This window comes from Pseudochrobactrum lubricantis (assembly GCF_041929865.1).
Classification (GTDB): domain Bacteria; phylum Pseudomonadota; class Alphaproteobacteria; order Rhizobiales; family Rhizobiaceae; genus Pseudochrobactrum; species Pseudochrobactrum saccharolyticum.
The window spans coordinates 1-25,573 of sequence record NZ_JBHEEE010000014.1; the positions used below are offsets into that span (position 1 = coordinate 1).

Here is a 25,573-nt window from a genome sequence, read left to right on the forward strand (position 1 = left end):
TCTCCTTGGTGGCTTTTAAAAACAACCACACTATCGCACAAAAGCGGATCAGGAGGCCGTCCACCACATCAAGTCCAGTGGGGGTGCGGACGAAAACTTGGATTATCAGGGAGATAGTCCATGTATTCATACGAAGGCTGGGAAGGTGTATCTCTCACCCATCATCCACTGTTTCGATGGTTTGGTCATCAGTTGGACTATTGGAACGAAACCAGATTCGGAATTGGTCAACACAATGCTCGGCGCTGCCATCGAAACTGTCACCAACGCAGATAAACGGCCCATTATGCATTCTCAACCTAAACGTACGATTTTGAACTAATCTTGTTCTGAACCCCTTTTTCAAAGGTTCGCCGCTCTGGATCAGCCCCGCGCTATTCCGGTTCTGAATTTGAATTTCACGTCATTGATATAGCCGCAGAAATGGCAAAATACGGCACGTTTATTGTGCCGCAGCAATCCGCAAATTTCCGCTATTCCGGTGCGCATTATTTTGATTGGCGAAAGGAAGGCCGCGCCGTCGATTTTTGCAAAACGACCGGCTGGCAAATGAATGCTGGCATCGGAATAGATTGCTCTCTTTTCAAAGACCAATGGAAAGACACCACAATCATAACCGAGGTTGTGAATTTTGATTACGGCTTAGACCGTGAAGAACACAAGGCCGAAATTCAAAACCGCGAGGCCATTTTAGCCAGTGTTCAGCCCTTCGCAGCCCAACAGCTAGCCCTCATTTAAGGAGCCTTTCAAAATGGCAGCGTATGCAATCAGCCTTTTGAAAGGCTACCACATCACCGCAACCGAGAAGCGCCATATTTCCGAAGTGCTGGAAAGTGGCCAGAAATGCGGGGCAACAAGTAAAATGCGGCTCGAAGTTTTGAGCCAGAATGATCAGATTTATGAAATCGCTATCCATACCCGCGAGCGCGATTCATTAAATCGCCTAGTCCCGCGCCGCAGTCTTGTAACCGTTAAGGCAGTGCCGCGCCCTGTAAAATAAAGATGAAATCAGTTAAGCGCGTTTTTCGCGCTTAACAAAAAGCCATAACAATCTTAGCCCGCATCGAGCGGGCTTCAATTGTACGGAAACCCCTAACCCGTTTCCGAACCATTCCCCGCCCGTTAACCTTGCCCCGCTTTGTCGGGGCAATCTTTTTTATGCTCATTGAAAATTGCGGATGTTCATTATATGTTCTTCAGATGCAATCTGAAGTAAGCACCATGATTTTAACACCAATCGCTAATCCCATTGACGGGAAAACCGTAAAACTATCGTCAATAGTTGTTCCAGCTGGCTTTCCCTCACCGGCCAGTGACGACCTTGAAGATGAAATTGACCCTATTGCTTGGATCGTGCGGCACCCAAGCGCTACATTTTGGTGGCGTGTTTCAGGGGATAGCCTCATTGATGAAGGCATTTATGATGGTGATATTATTGCCGTTGATCGCGCCGGTAAGGCGCGAGTTGGTCGTGTGGTTCTGGCCGTTGTGGACGGCTCAATTACCTTAAAAAAATTAGCCAAACGTGACGGGCAATATTGGCTCGACCCAAAATCAAAAGGCAATGGATTCCAGCCAATCCGTGTAAATGACCAAACCGAGATTTGGGGCGTAATAGCTGGCGTTGTGCGCCGTTATTCCGTTGAATAACAACATGATAAAACCCATCGCACTCATTGACGGGAATAATTTTTATGTTTCGTGTGAGCGCGTTTTTCAACCGCATTTGCTCGGCAAGCCAGTTATCATCCTGTCAAACAATGATGGTTGTGCCGTTGCCCGTTCCGAAGAAGCCAAAGCCCTTGGCATCAAAATGGGCGCACCTCTCTTTAAAATCCGCGATTTGGTCAAAGAGCATGGCGTTAAAGTTTTATCGTCAAACTATACGCTTTACGGAGATATGAGCCGCCGTGTTGTCGATGCCGTTAGCCAGTTTTCGCCACACTATGAGATTTATTCCATTGATGAAAACTTTGTTGACCTATCGGGATTTGGTGAGCGGTATGAAGCCATTGCGGTTGAAATGCGTTCAACAGTTCGCCAGCTGACCGGCATTCCCAATTGTGTTGGCATTGGCAGCACAAAGACACTCGCCAAACTCGCCAATTTTGCCGCCAAAAAAAATCCAATTTTCGGCGGTGTCTGCGACTTTACAAAATCGGCTGTTTTGGCTTGGTGTCTCGACCGGATTCCGGTCGGGGAAGTGTGGGGAATTGGTCGCCAGACACAAATTAAACTGGCATCACAAGGAATAATGACCGCAGCCCAATTGCGCGACATGCCCCGCACTCTTGCCCGTCAACTCGGTACTGTTGTGCTTGAGCGCACAGTAGCCGAATTGCAGGGCATTCGTTGCCTTGAAATTGAGGACGTGGCACCGCAGCGCAAAGGCATGGCCGTTACCCGTTCTGCAGGACAGCCAATGCGCGATCTTGAGGCAGTCATGCAAGCGCTTACCGCCCACGCATCCCGCGCAGCTGAAAAGCTGCGGATGCACGGGCTTGTTGCTGGTCAGATAACCGCATTTTTTCACACAAATGCGTTTTCTAAAACTGCCCCGCAACATTCGGTTTCGCGCACGATAAAGCTGAAGCCATTGACAAATAATACCTTCGATCTTGTGCAGGCTGTTAGCCGGTGCGCTCATGCCGGTTGGCATCCAAAAGCGGAAGCTATCGGTTATGCTTATACAAAAGCCGGTGTGATGCTGGATGATCTTCTGAAGGCAGAGGACGCGCCCAAAATGCTCTTTGATGTAGAGCAGCCCCGCGATGCTCGCCTCATGGAAGCGATGGACGCAATTAATGACCGATACGGAAAGCGTAAAATTGTTATTGGTGCGCAAGGTTTTCAAAATAAGCACGAGGCAAAAGCAGATATGCGCTCACCGAGATTTACAACACGCTTTTCAGATTTACCGGTGATACAATAACAGGCGCTCACAAAAATGAGAAAGTCTCGATATGTTTAAGAAAATTATGACAGGCGGTTATCCGTTAAACTGGCCGTTTATCATGGATAATGGAAGCGGCGAACCTACCGTAATAGCTTTTCTGGAAGATGCCGAAGGCGATATTCTCCAAATTCATTTTACACCTGAAAAAGATTTGGAAATTCAAACAGAAGATTTTGCTCACATATGTCTCATGGCAGAGCAGCTTAAACTTATGAATGCGATGCTTACAGAGGCAAATATTCTGTGGCGCAAATTAGATAAATATTGGCAAAACGATACTTGGCACGGTTGGGAAAATCTAGCAACGCAACCTGAAGTCACTGATCAAAACTGAAATCGTCTATCTTTTGTCTTATCAGATTATGCCGTTCCCCTTCGGGTCGGGCTTTATTCCGTTCGCCCTGGCACTGCGTTGCAGCGACTAGGGCGAACTCCACCGAACCCGCATGCGGTTTCGTCCCTTCGGGTAACAATCCCTAACGCAAGAACTGCATGAACTGCCTGCGCCGTCACTACGGCACTATTTGATTTGCGCGTTCTGGCTTCGGCTTCAGCGCTTCGCGCTTTTGTTCATTTTTACAGATGAATAAAGGGGAACAAGGGGGCTTTGCCCCCTTCCCCTCGCAAGCAGGAAAACAGGGTTTCCCCGTACTTCCGCATTCTCTTCAGCCGGCACAACCGGCTTTCGTTCATTTGTGCAGTATCAGACAGCGGATTTGCTGCGCGGATCCGCTGCTGACCCTTCGGGCGGGTGATCCCCCTCCCAGTTTTCCAGCTTGCCACCCCTAACCCCCAGTCTCGCTTGCGACGCCGCAGGAGCAGAAACGGGGTTTCTGCCCTACGGGACAGAAAGAACGCTTCGCGGAAAAGGAAGAAGGGAAAAACAAATGACTATTCGTGAAATCGCATTATCAAACCTGCTGCCAGACCCTCTTAATGTGCGCAAAAGTATGAATACCGCAGACCTTGCAATTCTGGCCGCAAGCATTCGCGCAACTGGTTTTAAATTGCTGCAAAATCTGGTTGTCAGACCCGCAGAAACAAAAGGCGATTTTTTTGTTACTGCTGGCGGTCGTCGCCTTGCCGCGCTTTTGCGTCTGGCCGAAGCTGGCGAGATCAAGCCAGATCATAAAATTACCTGTAGCGTTCGCACCGATGCCGACCCTGTTGCCCTCAGTCTCATTGAAAATGAAGCACGGGCAAGCATGACACCGCTCGACCAGTTCGCAGCGTTTAAGGCACTGGCCGAAAATGGTGCAACCGTTGAACAGATCGCAAACACCTTTAACGAAAGTGTTCCGACCGTTCAGAAACGCTTAGCATTGGCAAATGTAGCGCCGGAAATTCTGGACGCTCACCTTCAGGATGCCATTTCTGTGCCGCAGCTGGGCTTGTCGCAAAGTTTTTCATAAGTCGCGTTGCTTGCTATAATGACTGACTTTCATACTATATTAACCTTTTGAATTCCAAAGCACTGAGCAATCAACTCATTCTGGTTGAGAACATTCCAGTCACCTGAAAATCCAAAGCCTTTGCGTAGCCATAGCATGGCTTCAAAACCCATGATTGTTTTGCGTGCCGTATTGAATGATTGGAAGCATCCGATCTTGGGCATGTTCTTTTTGATCCTGAAATGATCGCTTTCGATGCCCTGTTGTAAATGCTTGGTCACATAGTGCACAGGATCTTTTGGGAGGAGAAAATCTTGTGAAGCTGCCTTGATGGCTGGCGGAAACGTTCCCGCTCCATCTGTCCCTATGCGATCCGGGGCTAACAAAGGCTCACTCTTCAGCATTTTTTTAAAGAACCGCTTGGCTGCGGATAAGTCTCGTTTGGCCGTCAGCAGGAAGTCCACCGGATTGCCGTGCTTATCGATAGCTCGATAGAGAAAACGCCATTGGCCGCGTATTTTAATGTAGGTTTCATCAATACGGATAGAACCGCAATGAGGACGCTGAAATTGTCGTAAGCGTTTTTCCAGCAACGGTGCATAGGCTAAAACCCAGCGATTGATTGTTGAGTGGTCGACTTCAAAACCACGTTCCAGAAACATTTCTTCGAGATCCCGGTAGCTCAAAGGGTAACGCAAGTACCAGCTTACCGCCTGAAGGATCAGGCAGGCCTCAAACTGACGGCCTTTAAAGTCATTTTTGGAGTGGTGTTTGAGCTTCTCAACAATAGCATTTAACAGCATGAAGGTCTCCAGTATCGAGAGACCAGCATCCAATATGATGATTAAGCAATCACTAATTCAAAAACTTTGCGACACGCCCCGGTGGAGACCCGAGCATATCCAATAAGCATGTCATATCCGTTGCAAAAATCGTTCGCATAACTTTACTTTTGCGCCTGACTTTTGCAACAGAAAAATCGCAATCATTACAATGAGCGGGTGAAGTGTTCTAAAACTTAGGAATTCTGCGACAAGCTAAGGTCGGAGAACTGCCGCATGGATCATACTCTTTCGAGCAGGGCGCAGGTTAGTAGTTCCTCGCTGGCGGAGACAGGCTCTCAATTATCCTACAATCTGCAACTAAGCCGCATCCACACTGGTCGATCATCCTGTCAAGTTCCGACTTGAGCGCAGTTAGGTCTTCGATTTTTCGCTCGACTTCCTTCCGATGCTCCCTTGCAATCGCATCGACCGCCGCACAGGACTGCGAACGGTCGTCGGCCAGCTTGAGAATTTCCCTGATCTGATCGAGCGAGAAACCAAGCTCGCGCGCACGCCTGATGAAGCTGAGGCGGCTGAGGTGGCCCGGCTCATATGCACGGTAGTTGCCATCGGTGCGCGAGGGTGCGGGCAGGAGACCGTTCTTCTCGTAAAACCGGATCGTCTCGACCTTGGTCCCCGTTTGTCTAGCCAATTGGCCGATCATCAGAATTCTGTCGTTCATCTCTTGACCCTATAGTGACTACAGGGTCTATCTACGATGTCATATCGGGAAAGTCGAGGTGACATCATGGCGGCAGCGAGCCCTTACAGACTGCGTATAGAAGGCATGGACTGTGCATCCTGCGCGTTGAAAATCGAGACAGCGATGCAACGCCTGCCGGGCGTTAGCGACATCAATGTCAGCTACGCCAACGAGACGCTCGCATTGCAACTGGATGAGGACCGTACGGCTCTCGGCGGGCTTGTCGCAAAGTTTTTCATAAGTCGCGTTGCTTGCTATAATGACTGACTTTCATACTATATTAACCTTTTGAATTCCAAAGCACTGAGCAATCAACTCATTCTGGTTGAGAACATTCCAGTCACCTGAAAATCCAAAGCCTTTGCGTAGCCATAGCATGGCTTCAAAACCCATGATTGTTTTGCGTGCCGTATTGAATGATTGGAAGCATCCGATCTTGGGCATGTTCTTTTTGATCCTGAAATGATCGCTTTCGATGCCCTGTTGTAAATGCTTGGTCACATAGTGCACAGGATCTTTTGGGAGGAGAAAATCTTGTGAAGCTGCCTTGATGGCTGGCGGAAACGTTCCCGCTCCATCTGTCCCTATGCGATCCGGGGCTAACAAAGGCTCACTCTTCAGCATTTTTTTAAAGAACCGCTTGGCTGCGGATAAGTCTCGTTTGGCCGTCAGCAGGAAGTCCACCGGATTGCCGTGCTTATCGATAGCTCGATAGAGAAAACGCCATTGGCCGCGTATTTTAATGTAGGTTTCATCAATACGGATAGAACCGCAATGAGGACGCTGAAATTGTCGTAAGCGTTTTTCCAGCAACGGTGCATAGGCTAAAACCCAGCGATTGATTGTTGAGTGGTCGACTTCAAAACCACGTTCCAGAAACATTTCTTCGAGATCCCGGTAGCTCAAAGGGTAACGCAAGTACCAGCTTACCGCCTGAAGGATCAGGCAGGCCTCAAACTGACGGCCTTTAAAGTCATTTTTGGAGTGGTGTTTGAGCTTCTCAACAATAGCATTTAACAGCATGAAGGTCTCCAGTATCGAGAGACCAGCATCCAATATGATGATTAAGCAATCACTAATTCAAAAACTTTGCGACACGCCCCTGTCAACTCCGTGAAACTGCCACCAACATGTGGCGTGAAATCGCATGCCTGAAATCCGCGTAACCAAAATCTCAAAGAGCAAATTGTATCCGTGCACAAGTTAAGGTTCCAGTGCCCTTTTTTGAAGCCTTTACGCTGCCAACGGCTATTTATGTCTCTGAACGTGATTTCTCAGATGGCAAACTCAATAATGTGCTGATCGAAAATCGTGTGGCACAGGCGGTTTCTGAAGCCACACGCATGGTTTCTGGTCTAAATTTTCGCCAGATTGCAGCTGAATAATGAGCTCCATGCCAGTCACGCCCTGCCCTGTAATGATCCTGTAAATCTTAAAAGCCTGCTAAGGACAGTGCAACCTACGTTGGTGCAATGATGCTTTTTTGCCGTTCAATAATTTTAAAGAGATAGATTTTACCAACTGGTCTTTTGTCTTCGAGCTCAGATTAATGCCGTTCAAATACAATACTGCTCAACATCATCGCTAATGATGCAGAAATTTAGAGTTACGAACTCGCCTACCTATGAAACGGGTTTGCCTCAGAACTTTAGCCTTACCTACTAGACCCGTAAGGTAACGACTGTAGGTTGGTCAGCTCCGTAACGCACAACACGAGGTTGTTAGCCTCTCTATTCCAATCTGGCTGTTGAAAAAGCCTTGATATATTGGATCGTCTTTAATCAGCCTTCGCGCCAGACCGAAGCTTGCTGACGTCTTTGTTGCAATTTATGAGCCTTGATCTGTCCGTGCCTTATCATACGATATTGAGCAGCCTGAGCCAGTCTAGCGCTTTTGAAAGCTGCGGATTGTGAAAGTCCAACCACAGGCAACGAACCCCTTTATTTTGTTGTCGATAGTATAGGATCCCAAATTTATGCTACGGGTAAGTGTCCTAAGGACAATCATGGCATCAAATCTGCTAGGAAATGGCGCAAGCTGCATATTGTGATCCATGCTGGTACAGGTGAAATAGGCCCTGAAATTTTGACCGATCAGAACAGCAGTGACAACAGCCAGCTTACAGACTTGCTTGAACGGATTGATAATCCCATTGCCACCTTCAAGGCCGATGGGGCTTATGATAGTGAACAACCCTATAGATCTGTCCGGCATTACACTGCCGGTGTCAGTATTATTGTTCCATTGCGAACAAGGCAGTTACCAACGAAACCTTATGGCGTGCTAGATTAATAGGGCTGGCACAGCCAAACCTCTGCAGAGCATGGCCGGATAAGTGGCCGTCCATTACCAATTATGGCCTAGGTTCCACCGTCCAAACGACAATGGGGTCGCTATAAATTTGTCAAACACACCGTGTTCGGTCACGCAAATTTGCCAATCAGCAAGCCGAAGTCAAACTCGGATGCCGTATTCTTAAATGAATACTGGCATGTGCACGCCCGAACTCTGTCGGCGTGATAGCTGACAGCATATAACTAAATATCAAAGACCGGAATCCGCCCTAAGTTCCATGCATGGAACAATGGCATTAAAAGCCTGCCAGTTTGTGAGGCGGAACTTTCGGCTGGGGGATTTTTTATCGAAGATCTTCATTGTGCGTGTGCGGTGTCCGAAATATTTTATGGCTAAGATGTTGACGGGCATAAGTTCAGTTGCGATTTATTCAATAATGCCAGCCGCATCTACACCGTTTAATTGGAATTTTTTGAGATAATTTTTGTCACGTTGTGTTCCGTGCCGAAAAAGGTTTATCTACAAACGGCCCCATACAAATGTGATTATAGCAAGTCAGAGTTTCGATTGTTACATTGAGTGCGATTGGTCAGAAATGAAAACTTTACAATTGTAAAGTCTGCCTTAATCCGTCGATCCTGTTAACGTCTTGTTAACTAAAAAACTCTTGTAGAATCGCAGGATAACAGTATGCTTGACGGATATCGACCCATTACGAGGTTGTAACCGTCAAGAGGACTGAATGCTCCAATCACCTGATCACATCGTCAGAGACACTGCTTCAAAGATTGGAGGTTACACCTCTAAGCTTTCAGCTGAGTTGCGTGATATGCGAGAAGCATTTTATCCGCCAACAGCACAAAAAACATTTACGCGCACTTTTTCTACGCTTGACCTCGTTCGACTTCTTAATGTCCCTGAAAGCACATTGCGACAGCTCACGATTGAGGGGAGGGGGCCCCAGCCAGAGCGTTCGGAAAACAATAGACGTACATATTCAATCGATCAAGTTAAGGAGTTGCGAGCTTTTCTTGCCAAGCTTCGTCCTGATGATGCCAGAACATTAACGCCTTATAGGCGGGATGGCGAAAAGCTACAGATACTCGCGACATCAAATTTTAAAGGTGGTAGTTCTAAAACGACCACATCAATTCATTTAGCCCATTATCTGGGGCTGCATGGCTATCGCGTACTGTGTATCGACCTTGACCCTCAGGCTTCAATGACGTCGATCTTTGGCATTCAACCTGAATTTGATCTAGGTGCCAATGAAACTGCTTATGCGGCTCTTCGTTATGACGATGAGCGCAAATCATTGGCTGAGGTTATTCGCCCAACATATTTTTCCGGTGTAGATCTTGTACCAGGAAATCTGGAATTAATGGACTTTGAATTTGATACGCCATCCTACCTGACTTCTAAAAATCGCGATGAGCTCGGCTTGTTTTTTGAGAGACTAAGCCGTGCCATTCATACTGTTGAAGACAGCTATGATATCATTATTCTCGATACGCCCCCATCACTTGGCTACACAACGCTTGCAGCACTTTATGCCGCAACATCCCTAATTGTAACCGTGCATCCTGCGATGCTTGATGTGGCATCATGCAACCAATTTTTGATAATGATTTCGGACTTATCAGAGGTTCTCGAACAGTTTGGTGCTAAATTTGAACATGATCATTTCAAGTTTCTCCTAACGCGCGTCAATCCGAATGATGGCCCGCAAAAGTATATGGCTGGTGTAATGCGCAGGCTTTTTGGCAACGATGTATTAGTTGCTGATGCCGTTGAGTCCACAGCCATTGCTGGGGCAGCGGTTGCGAAAAAAACACTATATGAATTAGAGCCAGGTGAAGTCGGCCGAGAAGCATTGAAACGTGCTCTTGAGAGTGCTGATCGCGTCAATTCTGAAATTCTTGATCTCGTCCATAAAGCGTGGGGGCGTAATTAATGAAAAAAAGTATTCTGAAACAAATGGCAGCCGCCGCAACTCGTTTAAATGAGGAAGCTGACATTGGAACTGTTGGTAATCCACTAACTGGCCGTCGACAGTCTCCTGTTATTTCAAATGTGAGCCGTGCACTTACAAATCTGTCTGAAGATAGCATAGTTACACTTGATCCTAATAAGATAGAGCGCTCGCCTTTTACTGATCGCTTTGAAAATGATGACCAGGCTAATGATGAGTTGGAAACACTCAAAATATCCATTGCCTCAGAAGGCCAAAAAATTCCGGTGCTGGTTCGACCACATCCAACTAAATCGGGACAATATCAATTAGCATATGGATATCGTCGACTTGCAGCCATCAAAGCTCTAAATACAGAAAACGAAGCTCCGGACGCTTTAAAAATTAAAGCTTATATTCGTGACCTTACAGATAGACAACTAATTGAAGAGCAATCGGTTGAGAATGGACTTCGCCAAGGTCTGACTTGGATCGAGCAAGCTATGTGGTGCCTACAGCTTAAGAATGTCGGACTAACACAGAGAGCTATATGCCCTATCCTTGGCCTATCTGAGGCGGCTATTTCTCATTTTGGTAAAGTCACCGCTGTTATTCCAGATGATATAATCTACAAAATCGGCCGAGCCAAATCTGTCGGGCGACCCAAATGGACATCGCTAGCGGAATTACTGCAAGATAGTAGGAAGACTGATAGTATCCGTCAGGTGATCAAGACGCCCCAATTCTTAATGGCTGATAGCCAGACACGATTTTCTATTGTTTTTGAACATGCCAAAGAACATGGCGCTGAGAACATACAAGCAGCCGTTAATCCCATCTGGAATCCAGTTGGGAAATCCGTGAGCGTTGTTGCAAAAGCGAAAACTAATACAATGTCACTAGAATTTTCTGACGCAAACGGGAAAGACTTTGCGACATGGATAAACACTAATTTGGATAAGTTGTATGGTTCTTACGAAGCCTACATAGTGTCTGAAAACAAGCAAACTGGAGACTAAACCGCAAAAGAAAAAAGCCCCCATAACGTTTCCGTCGTGGAAGCCTTCCTCATATCTAGCAGTCTGAGAATCGCATTTTCACGAAACCCTGTCAAGTATTGGAACGTCATTTTGGCGAGCAAATTTCTTTTGCCTATTAAAAGGGTGAAAGACCATGGAAATGCAGATTGCAACGACCCCGTTTGGTGGTCGGCCGATGTCGCTTGGCCTATTGGCAGCACAGCGTAATACATCAGATCAAATAGCTCAGGGCAGGGCCGTCGATAAATGGCAGCTTTATAAAGCGCTTTGTGAAGGCAAAACCATACTCGGCGTTAGTGATCGCTCACTCGCGGTCTTGAGTGCTTTACTATCGTTTTATCCGGACAGCGAATTAAGCTTAGAGAACGGCCTGATTGTTTTCCCATCCAACAAACAATTGTCTCTTCGCGCGCATGGTATGCCAGACCCAACGCTGCGCCGCCATCTTGCGGCACTACTGACGGCCGGCTTAATCCTGCGCCGTGATAGTCCCAATGGCAAACGTTACACGCATAAGGGCGCGGCGGGGCAGATTGAAGAAGCTTTTGGCTTCTCGCTGGCACCATTACTTGTGCGTGCAGATGAAATCATTGCTGCTGCTGAAGGTATCCGTGCGAGTAATGCTGCTCTTCGATTGACCAGAGAACGCATTACATTACAGCGCCGTGATATCGCCAAGCTGATCGAGGTTGGTGTTGAAGAAGCTATGCCTGGGGATTGGGCAGGGCTGTGGAAGGCTTTCAGAGGGGTTGTTGAGAGGATTCCACGTCGCGCAAGCTTACTCCAACTCGAAGCAATCTTGGCTGAACTCGTCACAATCCGTGCAAATGTGGATAACACACTAACATTTAAAGATAATACCAAAAATATGAACGCCAATGCCGCTCAGAATGAGCGGCAGCATACTGAATCAAATCCTGAATCCTATATTGATCTTGAACCTGCTTTAGAAAAAGCAAAGGGGGCGCTTGTATCACCTATAAAAACGATGGAGCCTGCTAAAGGTCTGCCATTAGGATTAGTCCTGAAAGCCTGCCCTGATATTGATGATTATGCAGCCGCCGGAATAGATAATTGGCGCGATCTGATGCTCACGGCCGCGCAAGTACGGGGCTATTTAGGGATTTCACCGTCGGCCTATGAGGATGCGCTTGATAACCTGGGTCAGGAAAACACGGCGGTTGTGATTGCCTGCATCCTGCAACGCGCCAATCACATCCATTCCGCGGGCGGATATCTGCGCTCCTTGACTGAAAAGGCGAGGGCAGGGGAGCTATCTGTGGGCTCTATGGTAATGGCTTGCCTGAAAACGAATGGGCTTGCATCAGCTATGGCTGGATAAATGCTTGATTTGTAAATCTCATATCTCAAGCAAACCTGTTCTTTTGGCACGATCAATCAGGTTTTTGACTGAAGAGGGGGACCATTTGGTGCCACCACGTGGGGTTCGTTCATGCAGGCGCTCAAGTTGGGCACCAATCTCTCTCAGGGTGAGGTCTGGATTTGTTGCATATATACCAGCAACGAGTGTCATTAAACGATCTTCAGGTAAGCGCGGTAGAGATTTTTTGAGTAAATTTGCATCAGCCATATGTTCGGAAACCAGCCATTTAACGGCACGACGTAACCGCTCTGGTGTCCAGTTTAGGCCACGTTGTTTGAGAAGGCGGGCAATATCGTCCCAGGTATGATCCGGACGCATTTTTCGTACTATTGGCAACCATTGGTTCGCGGTTGCTTGTATGCGGGCACCATAAGCTGTTTTTTGGATCGCCGACAACTTGGCCAAAGCCTCAGGGTTCCGTTCACGCAGACCAGGATTGCCTGGAAGCCTACCTTTTGCCTTAGCCGCTTTTATGCCGGCTTTTGTACGTTCTGATATCAGTGCGCGTTCGAGCTGTGCAACAGCACCAAGAACCTGGAGTGAAAACATTCCTTGTGGCGTCGATGTATCAATAGGATCGCGCAAGGATCGGAAATTAGCATTCTTGGATGTCAATTCTTCTATCACCTCGAGCAAATGGCTGACTGAACGTGCAAGCCTATCGAGTCTAACAACCATCAATGTATCGCCGCTGCTAATCTCGTGCAGTAGTTTGGAAAGGGAAGGGCGTATCCGTGAGGCACCGGATCCATGTTCCACTACAATCAGGTCACAACCGGCCGCACGAAGCTCTATTTCTTGTGCATCAGTGGTTTGTTCATCGGTTGAAACGCGTGCATAGCCAATAATGCGTCCGTGTGCCCGATGGAAGCGTTGTTTTTGGGTGTCTGGAGCCATTTGTTTAGCCTTAGAGCGGTTTATTGAAGAATTTACAAATCAGGAATGTAGTAGTAAATGATCCTTTGTAAACGTGTCTTGACGCTTTTTACTCGTCTGACAGAGCAATACAACACGGCAAATGCAAGGTTTTCAGTCGCTGTGATGAAAATTTACGCCTGCTGTTCAATTGTATGGGCGCAAAGTAGCTGCATTCCAGATGTTTCATTCATATTCAGGCTATGACAGAAATTAAATTAATGATAACTTCATTAATAAGAATTAATGAATGCGTTTACAATGAGTTATGAAATCAAAAGTCTACCCTTCGAGACACTCTTTTCGACCATGGCGATGGCGGAAGACAGACTTGCACGTTTGGATGAGATCGTGCGCTTTAGTCCGGTGGGGGAGGGGGCTGTTGAGCGTGGACATTTCCGCGATGCAGTTGCTGCGATGTGGGTTTCGGGGGAGCTTGTCCATATTGAGGATCTGGTTTTGCATGATGCTCATATGGATATTCGAGCACCGACCCATGAATTAACGATTGCTCATGCGATTTTACGGACACGCCGGCGTATTGCGATCAACGAACCTGGTTGGGCATTGAGTAATGCCGGTATCGACGCTCTGACGCGGCACAAGACTGTTGTTGCAGAAGCTAGCAATGATCTCAGTTTAAAAACTCCTAAAGACACCGAAAACAGTCCGTTGGCAGGTGATAACGTCGATCTTCTGGCGATAGAAATAGCCAAGATGGATGAAATCCTTAATCGCTCGCAACAGCTGCTTGAGCGAGATAGCGCTGGCGGTACAAAGCAAACCGCCATGAGTAAGCCTTTGATCGTGGGTGACCTGTTGCTCCGGGATAGCGATTGGGATGAACCAGCTCGTCTGTTGCAGTGGAAGGAATTGATTAAAAAGGTTGAGGGGCTTCCGATAACTCTCGGAGCAGCACTTATTTATGATGCTTGGGAAAGCCTTGAGCCATTGCAAAACCAGCATTGGATTGGGGCGCAATTGGTGGGTGGCTATCTTCGTGCAAAGGGCAAGGTATCTTCGCACCTGTTGAGTTTTAATGTTGGTTTGAGAACAATTCCAAGAGATCGTCGCCGCTCGCAAAGCCGGACAATACGCTTGCTGGCGTTTCTTTCTGCAATGACCGTAGCAGCAGAGATAAGTATGAAGGAGATCATTCGTCTCACACAGGCGCGCGAACAGATGCAGCGACGCCTTGAGGGGCGCCGCTCCTCAAGCAGCCTTCCCATTGTTATTGACCTGATCCTGTCACGGCCAATCGTGTCAACTGCGATGATCGCCAAAGAGGCAAAACTCACACCGCGTGGTGCTCTTAACCTGATTGCAGAGCTCGGGGTTCGCGAACTCACAGGCAGAGGACGATATCGCGGTTGGGGAGTGATATGAAAATTGCTTATACTTTGCATAGCACCAATTTGACAAACTTTGCCATATTGAGTTAAATGAAACGCAATATGGAGGCTCGAATGGCTACGATGAACATATCTCTGCCAGATCCAATGAAAGATTGGGTTGAGACGCAGGCAAAGACTGGACGTTATTCTAACAGTAGCGATTATGTCCGTGACCTTATCCGCAAGGACCAAATGCGTAATGACAAAATTGCGGCTATGCAGCGCTTTGTTGATGATGGTCTCAAAAGTGGTCTTGGCAACCGGTCTAAAAATCAACTTTTTGCAGCGGCCGTTGCACGTGTGGCAACAACACCTGACAGCGAATAATGCGTATTATTCTTTCCCGCGCTGCTGAAGAAGATATCATTACGATTGCTGAACAGGGTGCGCGCATATTCGGAATTGCGCAGGCTGAGCAGTATCATAATGAGTTGTTCATAATGTTTGATCTGCTTGCTGATAATCCCCGAATGGCACGTGAGAGAACCGAAATTTCTCCATCAGTTCGAATTCACCCGTTTAAAGCTCATCTTATCGTATATCGCATTGAAGATAGTGGATCGATTTTGGTTATACGAGTTCGTCATGGACATGAAGACTGGGCTGAAAATCTTACTTAGGCATCGTTATGGCACTGTTACGTTAACCTGAGCAAGTCCGCAATTTTGTCTATGACGCTGAAATTATGCAGCTTTCAGGCATGCGATTTCACGCCACATGTTTGTGGCGGTCTGACGCAGCTCGCGATGGTCTGCTGAGGAGAGAAGGTTGCGGGGAAAGTAGTGGAGATTGTAGACCGGGTCGTGAATGGATGTGAAGCGTTGCACGTGTCGCGCTGCTTTAAAGCGCTTCATGACCCGCTCTCGTCGTCGGATGGGCTGGTGCGAATTCTCAGCGCGGTTGTTCAAGCCTTTGTGCTGACGATGCTCGCAAACGCTCATCCCCAGTTCTCGTTTGGCAGCACCATAAGATCTCAGCTTATCGCTGACCATGACACGGGCTGAACAGCCCAGGCCGCGTAGAAGTTTACGCATGAAACGCTTGGCAGCCTTGGTGTTACGGCGCTTCTGAACAAGAACATCGAGTACAAAGCCATCCTGATCAACGGCGCGCCACAGAAAATGCTTCTCACCCTTGATCGTGATGACCATTTCATCAAGGTGCCATTTATCACCAAGACGTGGGGTACGGCGACGGATCGTATTGGCATATTCACGTCCAAACTTCTCCGCCCATTCATGCACCGTCTTGTGGGTGACGAGGATCCCACGGTAAGCCAGCATATCTTCGACCATGCGAAAGCTAAGAGGAAAGCGATAATACAGCCATACCGCCTCCGCGATAATCTCAGCAGGGAAACGATGGCGGTGATAAAGTGAGGAACGAGATTCGATCATGGCCTATTTTCGCAGCTTATGCTTGCGCCAGAGTTAAGGTAACTGTGCCGTACCTTAGCATTTTCAGGCACATTGGCGATTAGTCTGCCGATCCTTAGCGCTCCATCCTCAATACTGCCGTGAGAAATGGCACCGTCATGAGTAGTACGCGCCAGCCGCTTCAACCTGTCAGAAAGACGGGCTTTGCGATCAGCAAGTCAAGTGTGAGGATCGATCAGGTATGAGATATTTATGACAATCCGCAGCGTGTCGCCCTATTACGCTTTAAGTAAGCGGAACATTTACAACGCTTCGCATCAATGCACAGCCTGATTTACAATTTTCATTATTTTCACATAGCAAGATTATTTCATCCCTCCACTGCGAATATCACCAGGCAGCCGACAACATGTGGAGTGGGTCTACCTGAAAGCTAGATAGAAACAGCATTAATGATCGAGTTTTGCTTTAGAGTCGGTTTAAGCTACCGTGCCACAAAACGCCTCAATGAAGAAGATGCAAACCATTCAGACAGGAATTCAAATAATAAAAATATCACCAAAGCAAATTATCTACACTTTCGTGCGCACATTCGTGATTGATAATATCATCTATTAGTTATTAATCCGTGCAATTAGTGATGGTGTAGATATTTGCTTCAAAAGGGTCAATTGGATGATCATGGAGACGCTTTGCCAGCCAGCTATGTAATTGTAAGTAGCATACTATAAATGATGCGGTTGAATTAGTTTCAGAGACTGCTAGTTAATATGGAAGTAGTATTCGTAACATGGATTGCGATGAATGGTAGCTCATCTTTGAACAAAACTTTAAAAGTCTATGGAAAATAATTGAACTTTACAATCGCGATTATATCTCCGAAATCTGCCACATCGGAGGTACTTCAGCTGGCCGGTTTACCCAGCAAGGTCGTTAATATGGTGACTTTAGAGGTTGTTTCGATCACTATATGAAATAGTGAGATGCCTCAAAGCAAGCCATGCATTCAAGGCTGAAATATAAGTCGTTGAATGTATGCCTTACGTTGCATATCATCTTGGACTTAGGCTCCTTAAATGAGGATTGTCAGCCGTACATAAATTAAATAACGTAGCGAAATCAATAGATTGAATTGTGGCAAATTAATTTTATATGGATATGCAAGTTAGCCTTTATGAAAAACTAAAGTGCCGTTAACCATTTGTTAACTTTAAATTCCTTGATGTTAATCCGGAATCGGTGCATAGTATCGATAATTTCGACATTTTGTCAAAAAAATCGCTACTTAAGGATGTAGGCTATGGATATCGCTTCTCAGGGAAAGCAGCATTTTGCGCGGACTATTTTAGCGCAGGGTGAAGAGATATCAAGTCGCCTTGATAATTTGCGTGTCCAGAAATTCCCACCGAATGCTCAAAAAACTTTACGTCAATTTACCATTGCCGAAGTCTCTCATTTTATCGGTGTTTCGCAAAGCTATATCAAAAGATTGCATCTGGAAGGCAAGGGGGGCGTTGAGCCAGAAACATCCTCGACGGGTCGTCGTTCGTATACCGCTCAACAGATGCATGATCTCCAGAATTTCTTAGATCGGTCTCCTCGTCGTAAGCCAGGCGACCAGCTTAAGGTAATTTCTGTCGTCAACTTTAAGGGCGGTTCCGGTAAAACAACAACTGCAGCTCATCTTGCTCAGCACTTGGCTCTGACAGGTCATCGCACACTTGCCATCGATCTGGATCCACAGGCTTCGTTGACCGCCCTTCATGGCATTCAACCTGAGTTGGATCGCAATCTGTCATATTACGACAGCCTTCGATATGACGATCAGCGTAAGCCCCTTGCCGATGTGATCCGGAAAACGAACTTCCCATTGCTCGACATCGTACCTGCTAACCTCGAACTGCAAGAATACGAATACGATACCCCGCTGGCCATCCAGCAAAACCCAGCGGCGGGGAGAACCTTCTATACAAGGATCGGTGAAACTCTCGCTCAGGTCGACGATCAGTATGATGTCGTCGTCATCGACTGCCCGCCTCAGCTTGGTTATCTGACACTGACCGCGCTAACGGCTTCAACGTCCGTTTTGATTACAGTGCATCCACAGATGTTGGATTTGATGTCGATGTCCCAATTTTTGTTGATGCTTGGCGGCATACTGACAACAATCGAAGGGGCTGGGATTAACGTTGAGCTCGACTGGTTCTCATACCTCGTAACTCGCTTTGAACCAGCTGATATCCCGCAATCTCAAATGGTTGGCTTCATGCAATCGATGCTCGCCGAGCAAATGCTTAAAAATCAAATGCTGAAGACGACTGCTATTTCAGATGCTGGTTTGACAAAGCAAACACTCTATGAAGTTGAGAGAAGCTCAATGACGCGTTCGACATATGATCGAGCATGGGAATCTGCTGAAGCTGTAAACTCAGAAATCACCAACCTTATCCATAAATCATGGGGGAGAAACTGATTGTCAGCCGTACATATAGTGAAAACGGCAATAAAATCAAATTACTAGTTTGAATTGGACAAATAAGATGGCCCGCAAAGACGTTCTCATGAATCTTACTTCGCCAGTTTCGGATCGACCGAAAGACACGGGATCGTCCAACTATGCAATGCGCGGTGCAAGCAAGTCTATGCTCTCATCCATTGGCGAGTTATCCGCACAGGCTGCTAGAGCTGAAAAACTGCTCGATGGTGGTTCTATCGTCGAACTAGACACCAGCCTCGTAGACACCTCGTTTGTGTCAGACCGCATGGCTGGCAGCGAGGAGGCCTATACAGAGCTTTTGGCAGCAATTCGCGAACAGGGGCAGGACACACCTATATTAGTGCGGCCGCATCCAAATGATGAAGCCCGTTACATGGTAGTGTTTGGTCATCGCCGTCTTCGAGTTGCCAAGGAACTCAACAAGCCTGTGAAGGCTATCATCAAGAAGATAGATGATGCCGTCCATGTGATCGCTCAGGGTCAGGAAAACAGCGCCAGAGATAACCTGTCTTTCATCGAACGGGCCGTTTTCGCTCAGAAGCTCATCGATCTCGATTATGACCGTAAAACGGTTCAGGCGGCTCTATCTACAGACAACCCAATGCTCACTCGCATGTTGTCTGTCACAAAGCGTATACCTCTGAATGTAATCGATATTATCGGATCTGCGAAAGCCGTCGGCCGTGACCGTTGGACTGAACTCGCATCTCAGTACGAGAAAACTGGGGGAGGGGAGCTGATGGCCTATTTACAGTCTCCTGAGTTCACGGAAATCAAGAATTCCGACGACCGATTTGCTAAAGTATTTGACCACCTGAAAGCCGCAGCCAAGACGAAGCCGAAGAAGGTTAAATTGGCTTCACCGGTTAAGTCCTGGATGTCTCAGGACAAATCAGTCAACTTTACTATGAATCGGAAGCCAAAGAAGGTGGATGTGTCGTTCAAGAGTGACGATGCAGGAGCCTTTGGTGATTGGCTTTCAGAGAGACTTGAAAGCCTTTATGGAGACTTCAAGAAATCGAAAATTAATAACGGAGACTAAACCGCAAAAGAAAAAGCCCCCGCGACGTTGCCATCGTGAGAGCCCTTCAAAAGTCTAAGCACCTTCTGAATCGCATTTTCACGAATCACTGTCAAGCGTTTTAACGTCGTTCTAGGCGGACGGATTTCTTTTGCCTTTAATAAGGTGAAGGCAAATGCAATTAGGATTAGGAACGACCCCGTTTGGTGGTCGGCCGATGACGCTTGCCCTTGTGCATGCGAATAGGGTTTCGAGCAATAAAGTTGAAGAAGCCAAGGCTGTCGATAAATGGCAGCTATATCGCGACTTATGCGAAGCCAAATCTATGTTATTTCTTAACGATAGAGCATTAGCCGTTTTGTCGGCTTTGTTGTCGTTCTATCCAGACAATGAGCTGTCCGAAGAGAATGGGCTTGTTGTCTTCCCATCAAACAAACAACTTTCTCTGCGTGCGCATGGAATGCCTGGTACGTCTCTGCGACGTAACCTGACGGCATTAATCGATGCTGGCTTGATCCTGCGGCGTGATAGTCCAAACGGTAAGCGTTATGCCCACAAGAGCAGGGCAGGGGACATCGAGGAAGCTTTTGGGCTGTCTCTTGCACCTTTGCTGACACGTGCTGATGAAATCGCCCAGGCGGCTGAAGAAGTTCGGTTTGAGGCTTCTCAGCTCAAGCGGACACGCGAACGCATTTCTCTACAACGCAGGGACATCTCCAAACTCATCGAGGTGGCCGTGGAAGAAGGCGTTGAAGGGAATTGGGGAAGCCTTTGGCAGCGTTTCAGAACCATTGTGGATGCAATTCCTCGTCGCGCCAGCATTGCAGAGCTGCAGGCTATTCTGACCGAATTAGAAGTCGTACGCTCAAATGTGGATAACTTGCTGATAAAATTGGATAATGATCATAATATGGACGCCAATGATCACCAATTTGGGCGGCAGCATACTGAATCAAATACTGAAACCTATTTTGAACTTGTACCTGCTTTAGATAAAGACAATGGCAAGGTTCAGCCAAGAACAAAAACTGTGGAGCCGCCGAAACGGTATCCACTTGGGCTGATCCTAAAGGCATGTCCGGATATTTTGGATTATGCGGCCGAAGATATTGCTAGCTGGCGAGATTTGATGAGAACGGTCGCTCAAGTTAGCGGGTTCCTCGGCATTTCCCCGTCTGCATACGAGGATGCGCTTGATGTGCTGGGGCAAGAAAATGCTGCTGTGGTTATCGCATGCATTCTTCAACGCACAAAGCACATCAACTCTGCGGGCGGATATCTCCGCTCATTGACTGAGAAAGCAAGGGCAGGGGAGTTTTCTGTTGGATCAATGTTGGTGGCTGGATTGAAAACTAATGGTGCAATAACCTTAGGGAGGATCTCAGCATGAGAACAGCGTTTGGGTAAATATTCTGTTCATTTCTAGTAATATGTCACTTAAGCGGTTTTCAGCGATGGTATTGGATAAGAATAATCAGCTTGCAGAGCCCTTAATCTGGATATGCGCGACTGGTGGACACCGACCGCAGATAGCTATTTCAGATAGGTTTCGCGCAACGAAATACAACGCATCGTTGGCCTTTTGAAAGGTAATGATGCAGAATGCGAAGTCATGCAATCATCAAGCAAGGCAGATGCTGCAAAGCTGGCCGAGAAAATTCTAAAAGGCACGAAATGGCTACCACCTCTCTTGCAGGTTTCTTAGCCTGTGAACCTTGACACATCGGACGAAATGCCAGACGCTGCATGAAGCCCGGTAATGCTTCAAAGGCATTTATTTCTTGATTTACGGCGCGGTTTTTCGGCCCCGTTTCCTCAAAAAATGATTGCAAATTTAGTATATACTTTGTAGTATATTCGTATATTTAAAATTGGATATACCGGAGGCAAATCAATGTCTGGTTTATATGTCAAAGATAATGCCGTTAATGAAATGGCGATCAAACTTATGAAAGTTACCAATGCGCCGAGCAAGACGGAAGCAGTTCGCCGCGCCATTCAGAATGAACTCAACCGTCATGCTAATGAAAAGCCGCTGGCCGAGCGCGTGGCAGAAATACAGGCATCTATGAGAGAGCTTATAGGGGAAAATAAGACCCCACATGATCATAAAGCTTTCATGGATGAAGGATGGGATTTGTAATGTTTCTTGATGCTTCTGTTATTGTTGCAATTCTGAACGAAGAAGAAGATGCAGGATATTTCCTAGGCAAGATTGAAGGTTGTTCAAGTACAAAGGCTTATTCGTCTGTTTCTGTTTTTGAAGCGGTTATAAGTTTGGCTCGCATTGCCGCAACGGCACGTTACGGCGATCAAAAGCCAATCCCGCCGGCACTGATTGAACAGGTTCAAACCCGAGTTGATAATTTTCTTTGCACAATTGGTGCGAAAGAAGTTGCAATAGGCGGCTCAACACATAAACGCGCTCTTGATGCAGCCAAAACCTTTGGCCGCTTTGTTGGGCATCCTGCTAAACTCAATTTTGGTGATTGCTTCTCTTTTGCAAGCGCTACAGAATTGCGTTTACCGCTATTGTTCAAAGGCAACGACTTTAGCCAAACTGATATTGAAAAAGCCTAAGCGGCACAAAGGACAGGCATTATGAAAAGCATTACACTAATTGCATTAGTTTCTCTCTTTTCTATGCCTGCCTTCGCAGACAGTGCCTATAATTGCGGCGCAAGCGGCAACCGGTGCCAGTCAAAAGAGTTTCAGGAATTTCTTGATATTGCGTCCGGTGCTTTTCCAGATGCACCAAGCTATCAATTAAGCAATTATGCCTACGCCTGTGAACATGCTTCTAATAAGAATAAGCAACTGTGCCGGAAAAACCCGCAGCAAGCGGCCAAAAACCTTCAGGTTTTTGAAGATGAATGATGGTTTTGGCATGCCAAAACCGCGCTGCCTGCCATTTCTTCAATGAAGCCCCAAAGAAGTTTTTTTACTTTCAAAAATTGCAGAGCTATTCCCTTACGCACTGGTTAAACAAGAAATCAATCCTGCCGTAAAAGCATCCGTCAAACAGGTGGCGAAGGATTCCGGTTTCGTAGCTCGGCACGCTCCAGAAGCAAAAAAAAGGCTCCGGCACAGGCGAAAGAACGAAAAATTGTTGCGCCAGAAATTGTTGATGATGGAGAGCCAAAAAGTCGGGGGGGGGGGGAAAGCGCACTACCAGTCGTAGTACACAATTCACCGCCAAGCTGAAGGTCGAATCAATCAGCCAGATCTATGATTATGCCGAAATGCTCGGCAATCGCCTAAGTGATCGAACTCACATTGGGCGCACAGTAAAGCGAAATAGAACAGGGCATCAACCCACGCCTGCGCGCAGCACAGTAGGCAGCAGAGTAAAGCCATGATTGGTAACGGGGCAGGGCAGTATCTTATAACGGTCAGGGACAATCTGAGCCGTCCGAAAATGTCACGGCGAATTTACGCCCGGCGAGCTTCGCTAACCGGACTCCTGATCGCCGCGACATTCATCTTTTTCATCCTGCAAACAAGAGCCGGAACAAGCATGGCTATTCCGATCACAGGTCTGTCAATCGCTTTTGCCGCAATGTTTGCCGCGCCCGTTGCCGAGGCAACGGCGCGGCAAACCAACATAAAACTGCCAACAAAGGCCGCAGGCCGTTGGCTCACCTTTTTAATCCTTCTTGCCGGTTCGCCAATCTTTGCGCCCCTGGCGCTCGTCTTTTCGACCGTCCAGTTTCTCAGATCAGCAACTTAGATAACGGATCTTTCCTATTGTGGCTCCTCCTGAAATAGCATTCTGCCTTTCAGGATATAGCACTCGACAGTTCATCATAATGCAGACCAGCAGGAGCGCCATCAAGATAAGAACGAATTGATTGGGGCGTTTTTGCGCGAGCCAACATCTCCAAATGTTCTTCTGCTTTTTGTTGAACCAAGGCGGAATCAGGACCCTTAAGCATGTCATAATGAGTCTGTAATCCAGCGTCTGTCATTGAGACGTGATAAGAATAATTGTGCCCCGAATATATGACGCGATCTAGGATTATAACCTCACCCGTAGGCCACAATATAGGATTGGCTGTAACGCCAAGGCTCACATCGGTCTTCGTGCCACTATATTCCAACCACGCATGAGACATCATTACGTCATCAGTACCATCATTGATGTAACCAATAATCGGTGTGGTCGAAATGCAGTGCTCTTCCTTTAGATACTCATATAAAAAAACGTAGAATGATAGCACATTCCCGTTACATTTCTGAGTTTAATGACATTGTTAAATAGGTCTTGCGATGTTTTGAAGATTGTCTTCTCTTCACGAGAAAGGTTATTCAGAAACCGTTCTAATGAAAGCCTCTTCTGCTTGGCTTGCCCCATAAAAACCCCCAATATTTTTAATCGATATATTGTCTAAAACTGTTGCCTCGAAATGGATGAAATTGCAAATATTTATGGCGTCTGCCTATGGCACCGCTCTCTATTCGCCGCCCTGTCGGCCAGCTCACCGAACCAGCCTCGCCGTTTGCCAGTCTGCGCAACGCAATGGCCGGTCTTGGAAACCAAGCCCACCCTTCTGCTGCTACGCCAAGGCGCACGACAAGTCCGTTTCGGCCCATAGGGTCACGATCGACTGACGCGGGGAGGGCGGCGCCAATGCGCCACCCCCTCAATTAAAGCCGCTGCGCGGCTCACCTTGTTGCTGAATGGGGAAGAGATCGGCCACCGGTCTCTCCCCCGCAACAGCCAAAACCGGTCTCCCCGTACTTCCGCAGACTGACCAGGCGGCAAAGCCGCTTGGTCAGCCTTTGTGCAGCACCAGACATTTGCACGGATTGAGCGCGTGCCGCGCAGGATCCGCGCAAATGCCCGTCCCTTCGGGCGGGTGATCCCCCTCCGGTTTTGCCTGTTGCCCCCCACTCTCCGGTCGGTTCGCCGACTGCTCGGGAACAGGAGCGGGGCTCCTGCCCCTCCGGGATCAGGAAAAAAGGAAATCAAAATGGCTAAACTGACAAAAGCACAGCGCAAAGCCCATGCCGAAGCTGAAGCAATCCTTTCAAAAGGTCGCCTCACCGAGGACGAAAGGGAATTTGTTTTTAACAACTGGCATGAAGGCGCGGAATGCAACAATGCAGCCGCTGGCGCTTTCTTCACCCCCCTTGATCTTGCGTCCGATTTTGCAATCGACGTTGGCACCGGTCGCGTTATCGACCTTTGCGCAGGCATTGGCGTGCTGTCCTATTTCGTCAAAGAGCGCAGCAAATGGGGAAACCAGCCGACCGAAATCATATGCGTTGAGCGAAACCACCGCTATGTCGAGATCGGCAAAAAGCTCGTCCCTGATGCCCGCTGGATTTGTGCCGATGTGTTCGATTGGCGCGAATGGTGGAACGACGAACTCAACGGCCAGATGTTCGATTATGCAATCGGAAATCCGCCCTTCGGACGTGTTCGCAGAAGCGCAGACGCACCGCGCTACAAAGGCGCAGACTTTGAATTTCACGTCATTGATATTGCGTCGCAGATGGCCGACTACGGCACTTTCATCGTGCCACAGCAGTCCGCAAGCTTCCAATATTCCGGCCGCCCTTACTACGAGCGCAAGGATAAAGGCCGCGCCACAGACTTCGAGAAACTGACCGGCCTTGTCATGGAAGCAGGGGCAGGCGTGGACACTTCAATTCATGCCAGCGATTGGAAAGATACACGCATCATCACCGAAATCATTTGCCTCGAATTTGCCGAAGCGCGCGAAAAAGAGCGCCAGCAGCGCCAGCGCATCGCAAGCCGCCCAATCGTGCAGATGACAAGCCACACCGAACAATTGGCCTTGCTATAGGGGAGGGCGCACC

Annotated in this window: 28 protein-coding genes and 2 pseudogenes; 24 read left to right on the top strand and 6 right to left on the bottom strand. The window is 47.6% G+C overall.

Annotation, left to right across the window (positions count from 1 at the left end):
* Positions 1 to 136 precede the first annotated feature (136 nt).
* From JNC80_RS18300 to JNC80_RS18330, 7 genes and pseudogenes are all read left to right on the top strand, one after another.
* Positions 137 to 295 (top strand): annotated as a pseudogene (locus JNC80_RS18300) (IS3 family transposase); the annotation flags it as partial.
* A gap of 128 nt (positions 296 to 423) precedes the next feature.
* Positions 424 to 738 (top strand): class I SAM-dependent methyltransferase, encoded by a 315-nt coding sequence (locus JNC80_RS18305; protein ID WP_376711184.1) that lies wholly within the window; start codon positions 424 to 426, stop codon positions 736 to 738.
* A gap of 13 nt (positions 739 to 751) precedes the next feature.
* Positions 752 to 1,000, top strand: coding sequence for a hypothetical protein (locus JNC80_RS18310; RefSeq protein ID WP_376711185.1), 249 nt, complete (start codon positions 752 to 754; stop codon positions 998 to 1,000).
* Positions 1,001 to 1,158: 158 nt separating this feature from the next.
* The gene (locus JNC80_RS18315) at positions 1,159 to 1,650 is read left to right on the top strand and encodes a LexA family protein (protein ID WP_376711186.1); all 492 of its coding nucleotides are present in this window, start codon (positions 1,159 to 1,161) and stop codon (positions 1,648 to 1,650) included.
* Positions 1,651 to 1,654: 4 nt separating this feature from the next.
* Positions 1,655 to 2,932, top strand: coding sequence for a Y-family DNA polymerase (locus JNC80_RS18320; RefSeq protein WP_376711187.1), 1,278 nt, complete (start codon positions 1,655 to 1,657; stop codon positions 2,930 to 2,932).
* A gap of 31 nt (positions 2,933 to 2,963) precedes the next feature.
* Complete coding sequence (locus tag JNC80_RS18325; protein WP_022712245.1) at positions 2,964 to 3,290, top strand: hypothetical protein; 327 nt, start codon at positions 2,964 to 2,966, stop codon at positions 3,288 to 3,290.
* Between the two features lie 553 nt (positions 3,291 to 3,843).
* Entirely contained in the window at positions 3,844 to 4,368 is a 525-nt protein-coding gene (locus JNC80_RS18330; protein ID WP_376711188.1) for a ParB/RepB/Spo0J family partition protein, read from the top strand.
* 29 nt (positions 4,369 to 4,397) lie between these two features.
* Here JNC80_RS18330 and JNC80_RS18335 read toward each other — a convergent pair whose 3' ends face one another.
* On the bottom strand, positions 4,398 to 5,150 hold the full coding sequence (locus JNC80_RS18335) for an IS6 family transposase (protein WP_376711189.1): 753 nt from the start codon (positions 5,148 to 5,150) through the stop codon (positions 4,398 to 4,400).
* A gap of 286 nt (positions 5,151 to 5,436) precedes the next feature.
* Positions 5,437 to 5,853, bottom strand: coding sequence for a MerR family transcriptional regulator (locus JNC80_RS18340; RefSeq protein ID WP_376711190.1), 417 nt, complete (start codon positions 5,851 to 5,853; stop codon positions 5,437 to 5,439).
* A 66-nt stretch (positions 5,854 to 5,919) separates the two neighbouring features.
* Here JNC80_RS18340 and JNC80_RS18345 point away from each other — a divergent pair.
* A pseudogene (locus JNC80_RS18345) lies at positions 5,920 to 6,105 on the top strand (cation transporter); the annotation flags it as partial.
* A gap of 39 nt (positions 6,106 to 6,144) precedes the next feature.
* On the opposite strand, the gene JNC80_RS18350 reads toward JNC80_RS18345, so the two are convergent.
* A complete protein-coding gene (locus JNC80_RS18350) occupies positions 6,145 to 6,897 on the bottom strand; it encodes an IS6 family transposase (RefSeq protein WP_376711189.1) in 753 nt (250 codons plus the stop codon).
* Between the two features lie 191 nt (positions 6,898 to 7,088).
* Between JNC80_RS18350 and JNC80_RS18355 the strand changes: the two genes are divergently transcribed.
* The 5 genes from JNC80_RS18355 to repC (JNC80_RS18375) all read left to right on the top strand — a co-directional run bounded on the left by JNC80_RS18355 (position 7,089) and on the right by repC (JNC80_RS18375) (position 12,502).
* Positions 7,089 to 7,259 carry a hypothetical protein gene (locus JNC80_RS18355; RefSeq protein WP_376711191.1) on the top strand — a complete coding sequence of 57 codons (171 nt, stop codon included), beginning with the start codon at positions 7,089 to 7,091 and terminating at the stop codon, positions 7,257 to 7,259.
* A gap of 508 nt (positions 7,260 to 7,767) precedes the next feature.
* Complete coding sequence (locus tag JNC80_RS18360; RefSeq protein ID WP_376711192.1) at positions 7,768 to 8,166, top strand: transposase; 399 nt, start codon at positions 7,768 to 7,770, stop codon at positions 8,164 to 8,166.
* A 745-nt stretch (positions 8,167 to 8,911) separates the two neighbouring features.
* The gene (gene repA / locus JNC80_RS18365; RefSeq protein ID WP_376711193.1) at positions 8,912 to 10,123 is read left to right on the top strand and encodes a plasmid partitioning protein RepA; all 1,212 of its coding nucleotides are present in this window, start codon (positions 8,912 to 8,914) and stop codon (positions 10,121 to 10,123) included.
* Positions 10,123 to 11,139, top strand: coding sequence for a plasmid partitioning protein RepB (gene repB / locus JNC80_RS18370; RefSeq protein ID WP_376711194.1), 1,017 nt, complete (start codon positions 10,123 to 10,125; stop codon positions 11,137 to 11,139). Before repA (JNC80_RS18365) ends, repB (JNC80_RS18370) begins: the two co-directional genes overlap by 1 nt.
* A 154-nt stretch (positions 11,140 to 11,293) precedes the next feature.
* Positions 11,294 to 12,502, top strand: a complete 1,209-nt coding sequence (gene repC, locus JNC80_RS18375) for a plasmid replication protein RepC (RefSeq protein ID WP_376711195.1) — start codon at positions 11,294 to 11,296, stop codon at positions 12,500 to 12,502.
* Between the two features lie 18 nt (positions 12,503 to 12,520).
* Here repC (JNC80_RS18375) and JNC80_RS18380 read toward each other — a convergent pair whose 3' ends face one another.
* On the bottom strand, positions 12,521 to 13,441 hold the full coding sequence (locus tag JNC80_RS18380) for a recombinase family protein (RefSeq protein ID WP_376711196.1): 921 nt from the start codon (positions 13,439 to 13,441) through the stop codon (positions 12,521 to 12,523).
* A 279-nt stretch (positions 13,442 to 13,720) separates the two neighbouring features.
* On the opposite strand from JNC80_RS18380, the gene JNC80_RS18385 reads away from it, so the two are divergent.
* From JNC80_RS18385 to JNC80_RS18395, 3 genes are all read left to right on the top strand, one after another.
* The gene (locus JNC80_RS18385; protein ID WP_376711197.1) at positions 13,721 to 14,845 is read left to right on the top strand and encodes an RHE_PE00001 family protein; all 1,125 of its coding nucleotides are present in this window, start codon (positions 13,721 to 13,723) and stop codon (positions 14,843 to 14,845) included.
* Between the two features lie 80 nt (positions 14,846 to 14,925).
* Positions 14,926 to 15,180 (top strand): type II toxin-antitoxin system ParD family antitoxin, encoded by a 255-nt coding sequence (locus tag JNC80_RS18390; protein WP_376711198.1) that lies wholly within the window; start codon positions 14,926 to 14,928, stop codon positions 15,178 to 15,180.
* Positions 15,180 to 15,473 carry a type II toxin-antitoxin system RelE/ParE family toxin gene (locus JNC80_RS18395; protein ID WP_376711199.1) on the top strand — a complete coding sequence of 98 codons (294 nt, stop codon included), beginning with the start codon at positions 15,180 to 15,182 and terminating at the stop codon, positions 15,471 to 15,473. The genes JNC80_RS18390 and JNC80_RS18395 overlap by 1 nt, the downstream gene beginning before the upstream one ends.
* 63 nt (positions 15,474 to 15,536) lie before the next feature.
* Here the strand turns inward: JNC80_RS18395 and JNC80_RS18400 are convergent, their stop codons facing one another.
* Positions 15,537 to 16,250, bottom strand: coding sequence for an IS6 family transposase (locus tag JNC80_RS18400; protein WP_376711200.1), 714 nt, complete (start codon positions 16,248 to 16,250; stop codon positions 15,537 to 15,539).
* Positions 16,251 to 17,529: 1,279 nt separating this feature from the next.
* Between JNC80_RS18400 and repA (JNC80_RS18405) the strand changes: the two genes are divergently transcribed.
* From repA (JNC80_RS18405) to JNC80_RS18435, 7 genes are all read left to right on the top strand, one after another.
* Positions 17,530 to 18,702: a plasmid partitioning protein RepA gene (gene repA / locus JNC80_RS18405; protein WP_376711201.1), complete on the top strand. Its 1,173-nt coding sequence runs from the start codon at positions 17,530 to 17,532 to the stop codon at positions 18,700 to 18,702.
* Positions 18,703 to 18,769: 67 nt separating this feature from the next.
* Positions 18,770 to 19,768, top strand: a complete 999-nt coding sequence (gene repB, locus JNC80_RS18410; protein ID WP_376711202.1) for a plasmid partitioning protein RepB — start codon at positions 18,770 to 18,772, stop codon at positions 19,766 to 19,768.
* A 154-nt stretch (positions 19,769 to 19,922) separates the two neighbouring features.
* Positions 19,923 to 21,137, top strand: a complete 1,215-nt coding sequence (gene repC, locus JNC80_RS18415) for a plasmid replication protein RepC (RefSeq protein ID WP_376711203.1) — start codon at positions 19,923 to 19,925, stop codon at positions 21,135 to 21,137.
* 504 nt (positions 21,138 to 21,641) lie between these two features.
* The gene (locus tag JNC80_RS18420) at positions 21,642 to 21,890 is read left to right on the top strand and encodes a type II toxin-antitoxin system VapB family antitoxin (protein ID WP_376711204.1); all 249 of its coding nucleotides are present in this window, start codon (positions 21,642 to 21,644) and stop codon (positions 21,888 to 21,890) included.
* Entirely contained in the window at positions 21,890 to 22,327 is a 438-nt protein-coding gene (locus tag JNC80_RS18425; protein WP_376711205.1) for a type II toxin-antitoxin system VapC family toxin, read from the top strand. The genes JNC80_RS18420 and JNC80_RS18425 overlap by 1 nt, the downstream gene beginning before the upstream one ends.
* A gap of 21 nt (positions 22,328 to 22,348) precedes the next feature.
* Positions 22,349 to 22,624 carry a lysozyme inhibitor LprI family protein gene (locus JNC80_RS18430; RefSeq protein WP_376711206.1) on the top strand — a complete coding sequence of 92 codons (276 nt, stop codon included), beginning with the start codon at positions 22,349 to 22,351 and terminating at the stop codon, positions 22,622 to 22,624.
* A 640-nt stretch (positions 22,625 to 23,264) separates the two neighbouring features.
* A complete protein-coding gene (locus tag JNC80_RS18435) occupies positions 23,265 to 23,477 on the top strand; it encodes a hypothetical protein (RefSeq protein ID WP_376711207.1) in 213 nt (70 codons plus the stop codon).
* A 49-nt stretch (positions 23,478 to 23,526) separates the two neighbouring features.
* On the opposite strand, the gene JNC80_RS18440 is transcribed toward JNC80_RS18435, so the two are convergent.
* Complete coding sequence (locus JNC80_RS18440) at positions 23,527 to 23,967, bottom strand: hypothetical protein (protein ID WP_376711208.1); 441 nt, start codon at positions 23,965 to 23,967, stop codon at positions 23,527 to 23,529.
* A gap of 753 nt (positions 23,968 to 24,720) precedes the next feature.
* Between JNC80_RS18440 and JNC80_RS18445 the strand changes: the two genes are divergently transcribed.
* Positions 24,721 to 25,560, top strand: coding sequence for a methyltransferase (locus JNC80_RS18445; RefSeq protein WP_376711209.1), 840 nt, complete (start codon positions 24,721 to 24,723; stop codon positions 25,558 to 25,560).
* The last annotated feature ends 13 nt before the right edge of the window (positions 25,561 to 25,573 follow it).

Excerpts from the sequence above, each read along its gene's own strand:
- JNC80_RS18305 (WP_376711184.1), top strand. The coding sequence starts at position 424 with ATGGCAAAATACGGCACGTTTATTGTGCCGCAGCAATCCGCAAATTTC.
- JNC80_RS18310 (WP_376711185.1), top strand. The coding sequence starts at position 752 with ATGGCAGCGTATGCAATCAGCCTTTTGAAAGGCTACCACATCACCGCA.
- JNC80_RS18315 (WP_376711186.1), top strand. The coding sequence starts at position 1,159 with ATGCTCATTGAAAATTGCGGATGTTCATTATATGTTCTTCAGATGCAA.
- JNC80_RS18320 (WP_376711187.1), top strand. The coding sequence starts at position 1,655 with ATGATAAAACCCATCGCACTCATTGACGGGAATAATTTTTATGTTTCG.
- JNC80_RS18325 (WP_022712245.1), top strand. The coding sequence starts at position 2,964 with ATGTTTAAGAAAATTATGACAGGCGGTTATCCGTTAAACTGGCCGTTT.
- JNC80_RS18330 (WP_376711188.1), top strand. The coding sequence starts at position 3,844 with ATGACTATTCGTGAAATCGCATTATCAAACCTGCTGCCAGACCCTCTT.
- JNC80_RS18335 (WP_376711189.1), bottom strand. The coding sequence starts at position 5,150 with ATGCTGTTAAATGCTATTGTTGAGAAGCTCAAACACCACTCCAAAAAT.
- JNC80_RS18340 (WP_376711190.1), bottom strand. The coding sequence starts at position 5,853 with ATGAACGACAGAATTCTGATGATCGGCCAATTGGCTAGACAAACGGGG.
- JNC80_RS18350 (WP_376711189.1), bottom strand. The coding sequence starts at position 6,897 with ATGCTGTTAAATGCTATTGTTGAGAAGCTCAAACACCACTCCAAAAAT.
- repA (WP_376711193.1), top strand. The coding sequence starts at position 8,912 with ATGCTCCAATCACCTGATCACATCGTCAGAGACACTGCTTCAAAGATT.
- repB (WP_376711194.1), top strand. The coding sequence starts at position 10,123 with ATGAAAAAAAGTATTCTGAAACAAATGGCAGCCGCCGCAACTCGTTTA.
- repC (WP_376711195.1), top strand. The coding sequence starts at position 11,294 with ATGGAAATGCAGATTGCAACGACCCCGTTTGGTGGTCGGCCGATGTCG.
- JNC80_RS18380 (WP_376711196.1), bottom strand. The coding sequence starts at position 13,441 with ATGGCTCCAGACACCCAAAAACAACGCTTCCATCGGGCACACGGACGC.
- JNC80_RS18385 (WP_376711197.1), top strand. The coding sequence starts at position 13,721 with ATGAGTTATGAAATCAAAAGTCTACCCTTCGAGACACTCTTTTCGACC.
- JNC80_RS18390 (WP_376711198.1), top strand. The coding sequence starts at position 14,926 with ATGGCTACGATGAACATATCTCTGCCAGATCCAATGAAAGATTGGGTT.
- JNC80_RS18395 (WP_376711199.1), top strand. The coding sequence starts at position 15,180 with ATGCGTATTATTCTTTCCCGCGCTGCTGAAGAAGATATCATTACGATT.
- JNC80_RS18400 (WP_376711200.1), bottom strand. The coding sequence starts at position 16,250 with ATGATCGAATCTCGTTCCTCACTTTATCACCGCCATCGTTTCCCTGCT.
- repA (WP_376711201.1), top strand. The coding sequence starts at position 17,530 with ATGGATATCGCTTCTCAGGGAAAGCAGCATTTTGCGCGGACTATTTTA.
- repB (WP_376711202.1), top strand. The coding sequence starts at position 18,770 with ATGGCCCGCAAAGACGTTCTCATGAATCTTACTTCGCCAGTTTCGGAT.
- repC (WP_376711203.1), top strand. The coding sequence starts at position 19,923 with ATGCAATTAGGATTAGGAACGACCCCGTTTGGTGGTCGGCCGATGACG.
- JNC80_RS18420 (WP_376711204.1), top strand. The coding sequence starts at position 21,642 with ATGTCTGGTTTATATGTCAAAGATAATGCCGTTAATGAAATGGCGATC.
- JNC80_RS18425 (WP_376711205.1), top strand. The coding sequence starts at position 21,890 with ATGTTTCTTGATGCTTCTGTTATTGTTGCAATTCTGAACGAAGAAGAA.
- JNC80_RS18430 (WP_376711206.1), top strand. The coding sequence starts at position 22,349 with ATGAAAAGCATTACACTAATTGCATTAGTTTCTCTCTTTTCTATGCCT.
- JNC80_RS18435 (WP_376711207.1), top strand. The coding sequence starts at position 23,265 with ATGGCTATTCCGATCACAGGTCTGTCAATCGCTTTTGCCGCAATGTTT.
- JNC80_RS18445 (WP_376711209.1), top strand. The coding sequence starts at position 24,721 with ATGGCTAAACTGACAAAAGCACAGCGCAAAGCCCATGCCGAAGCTGAA.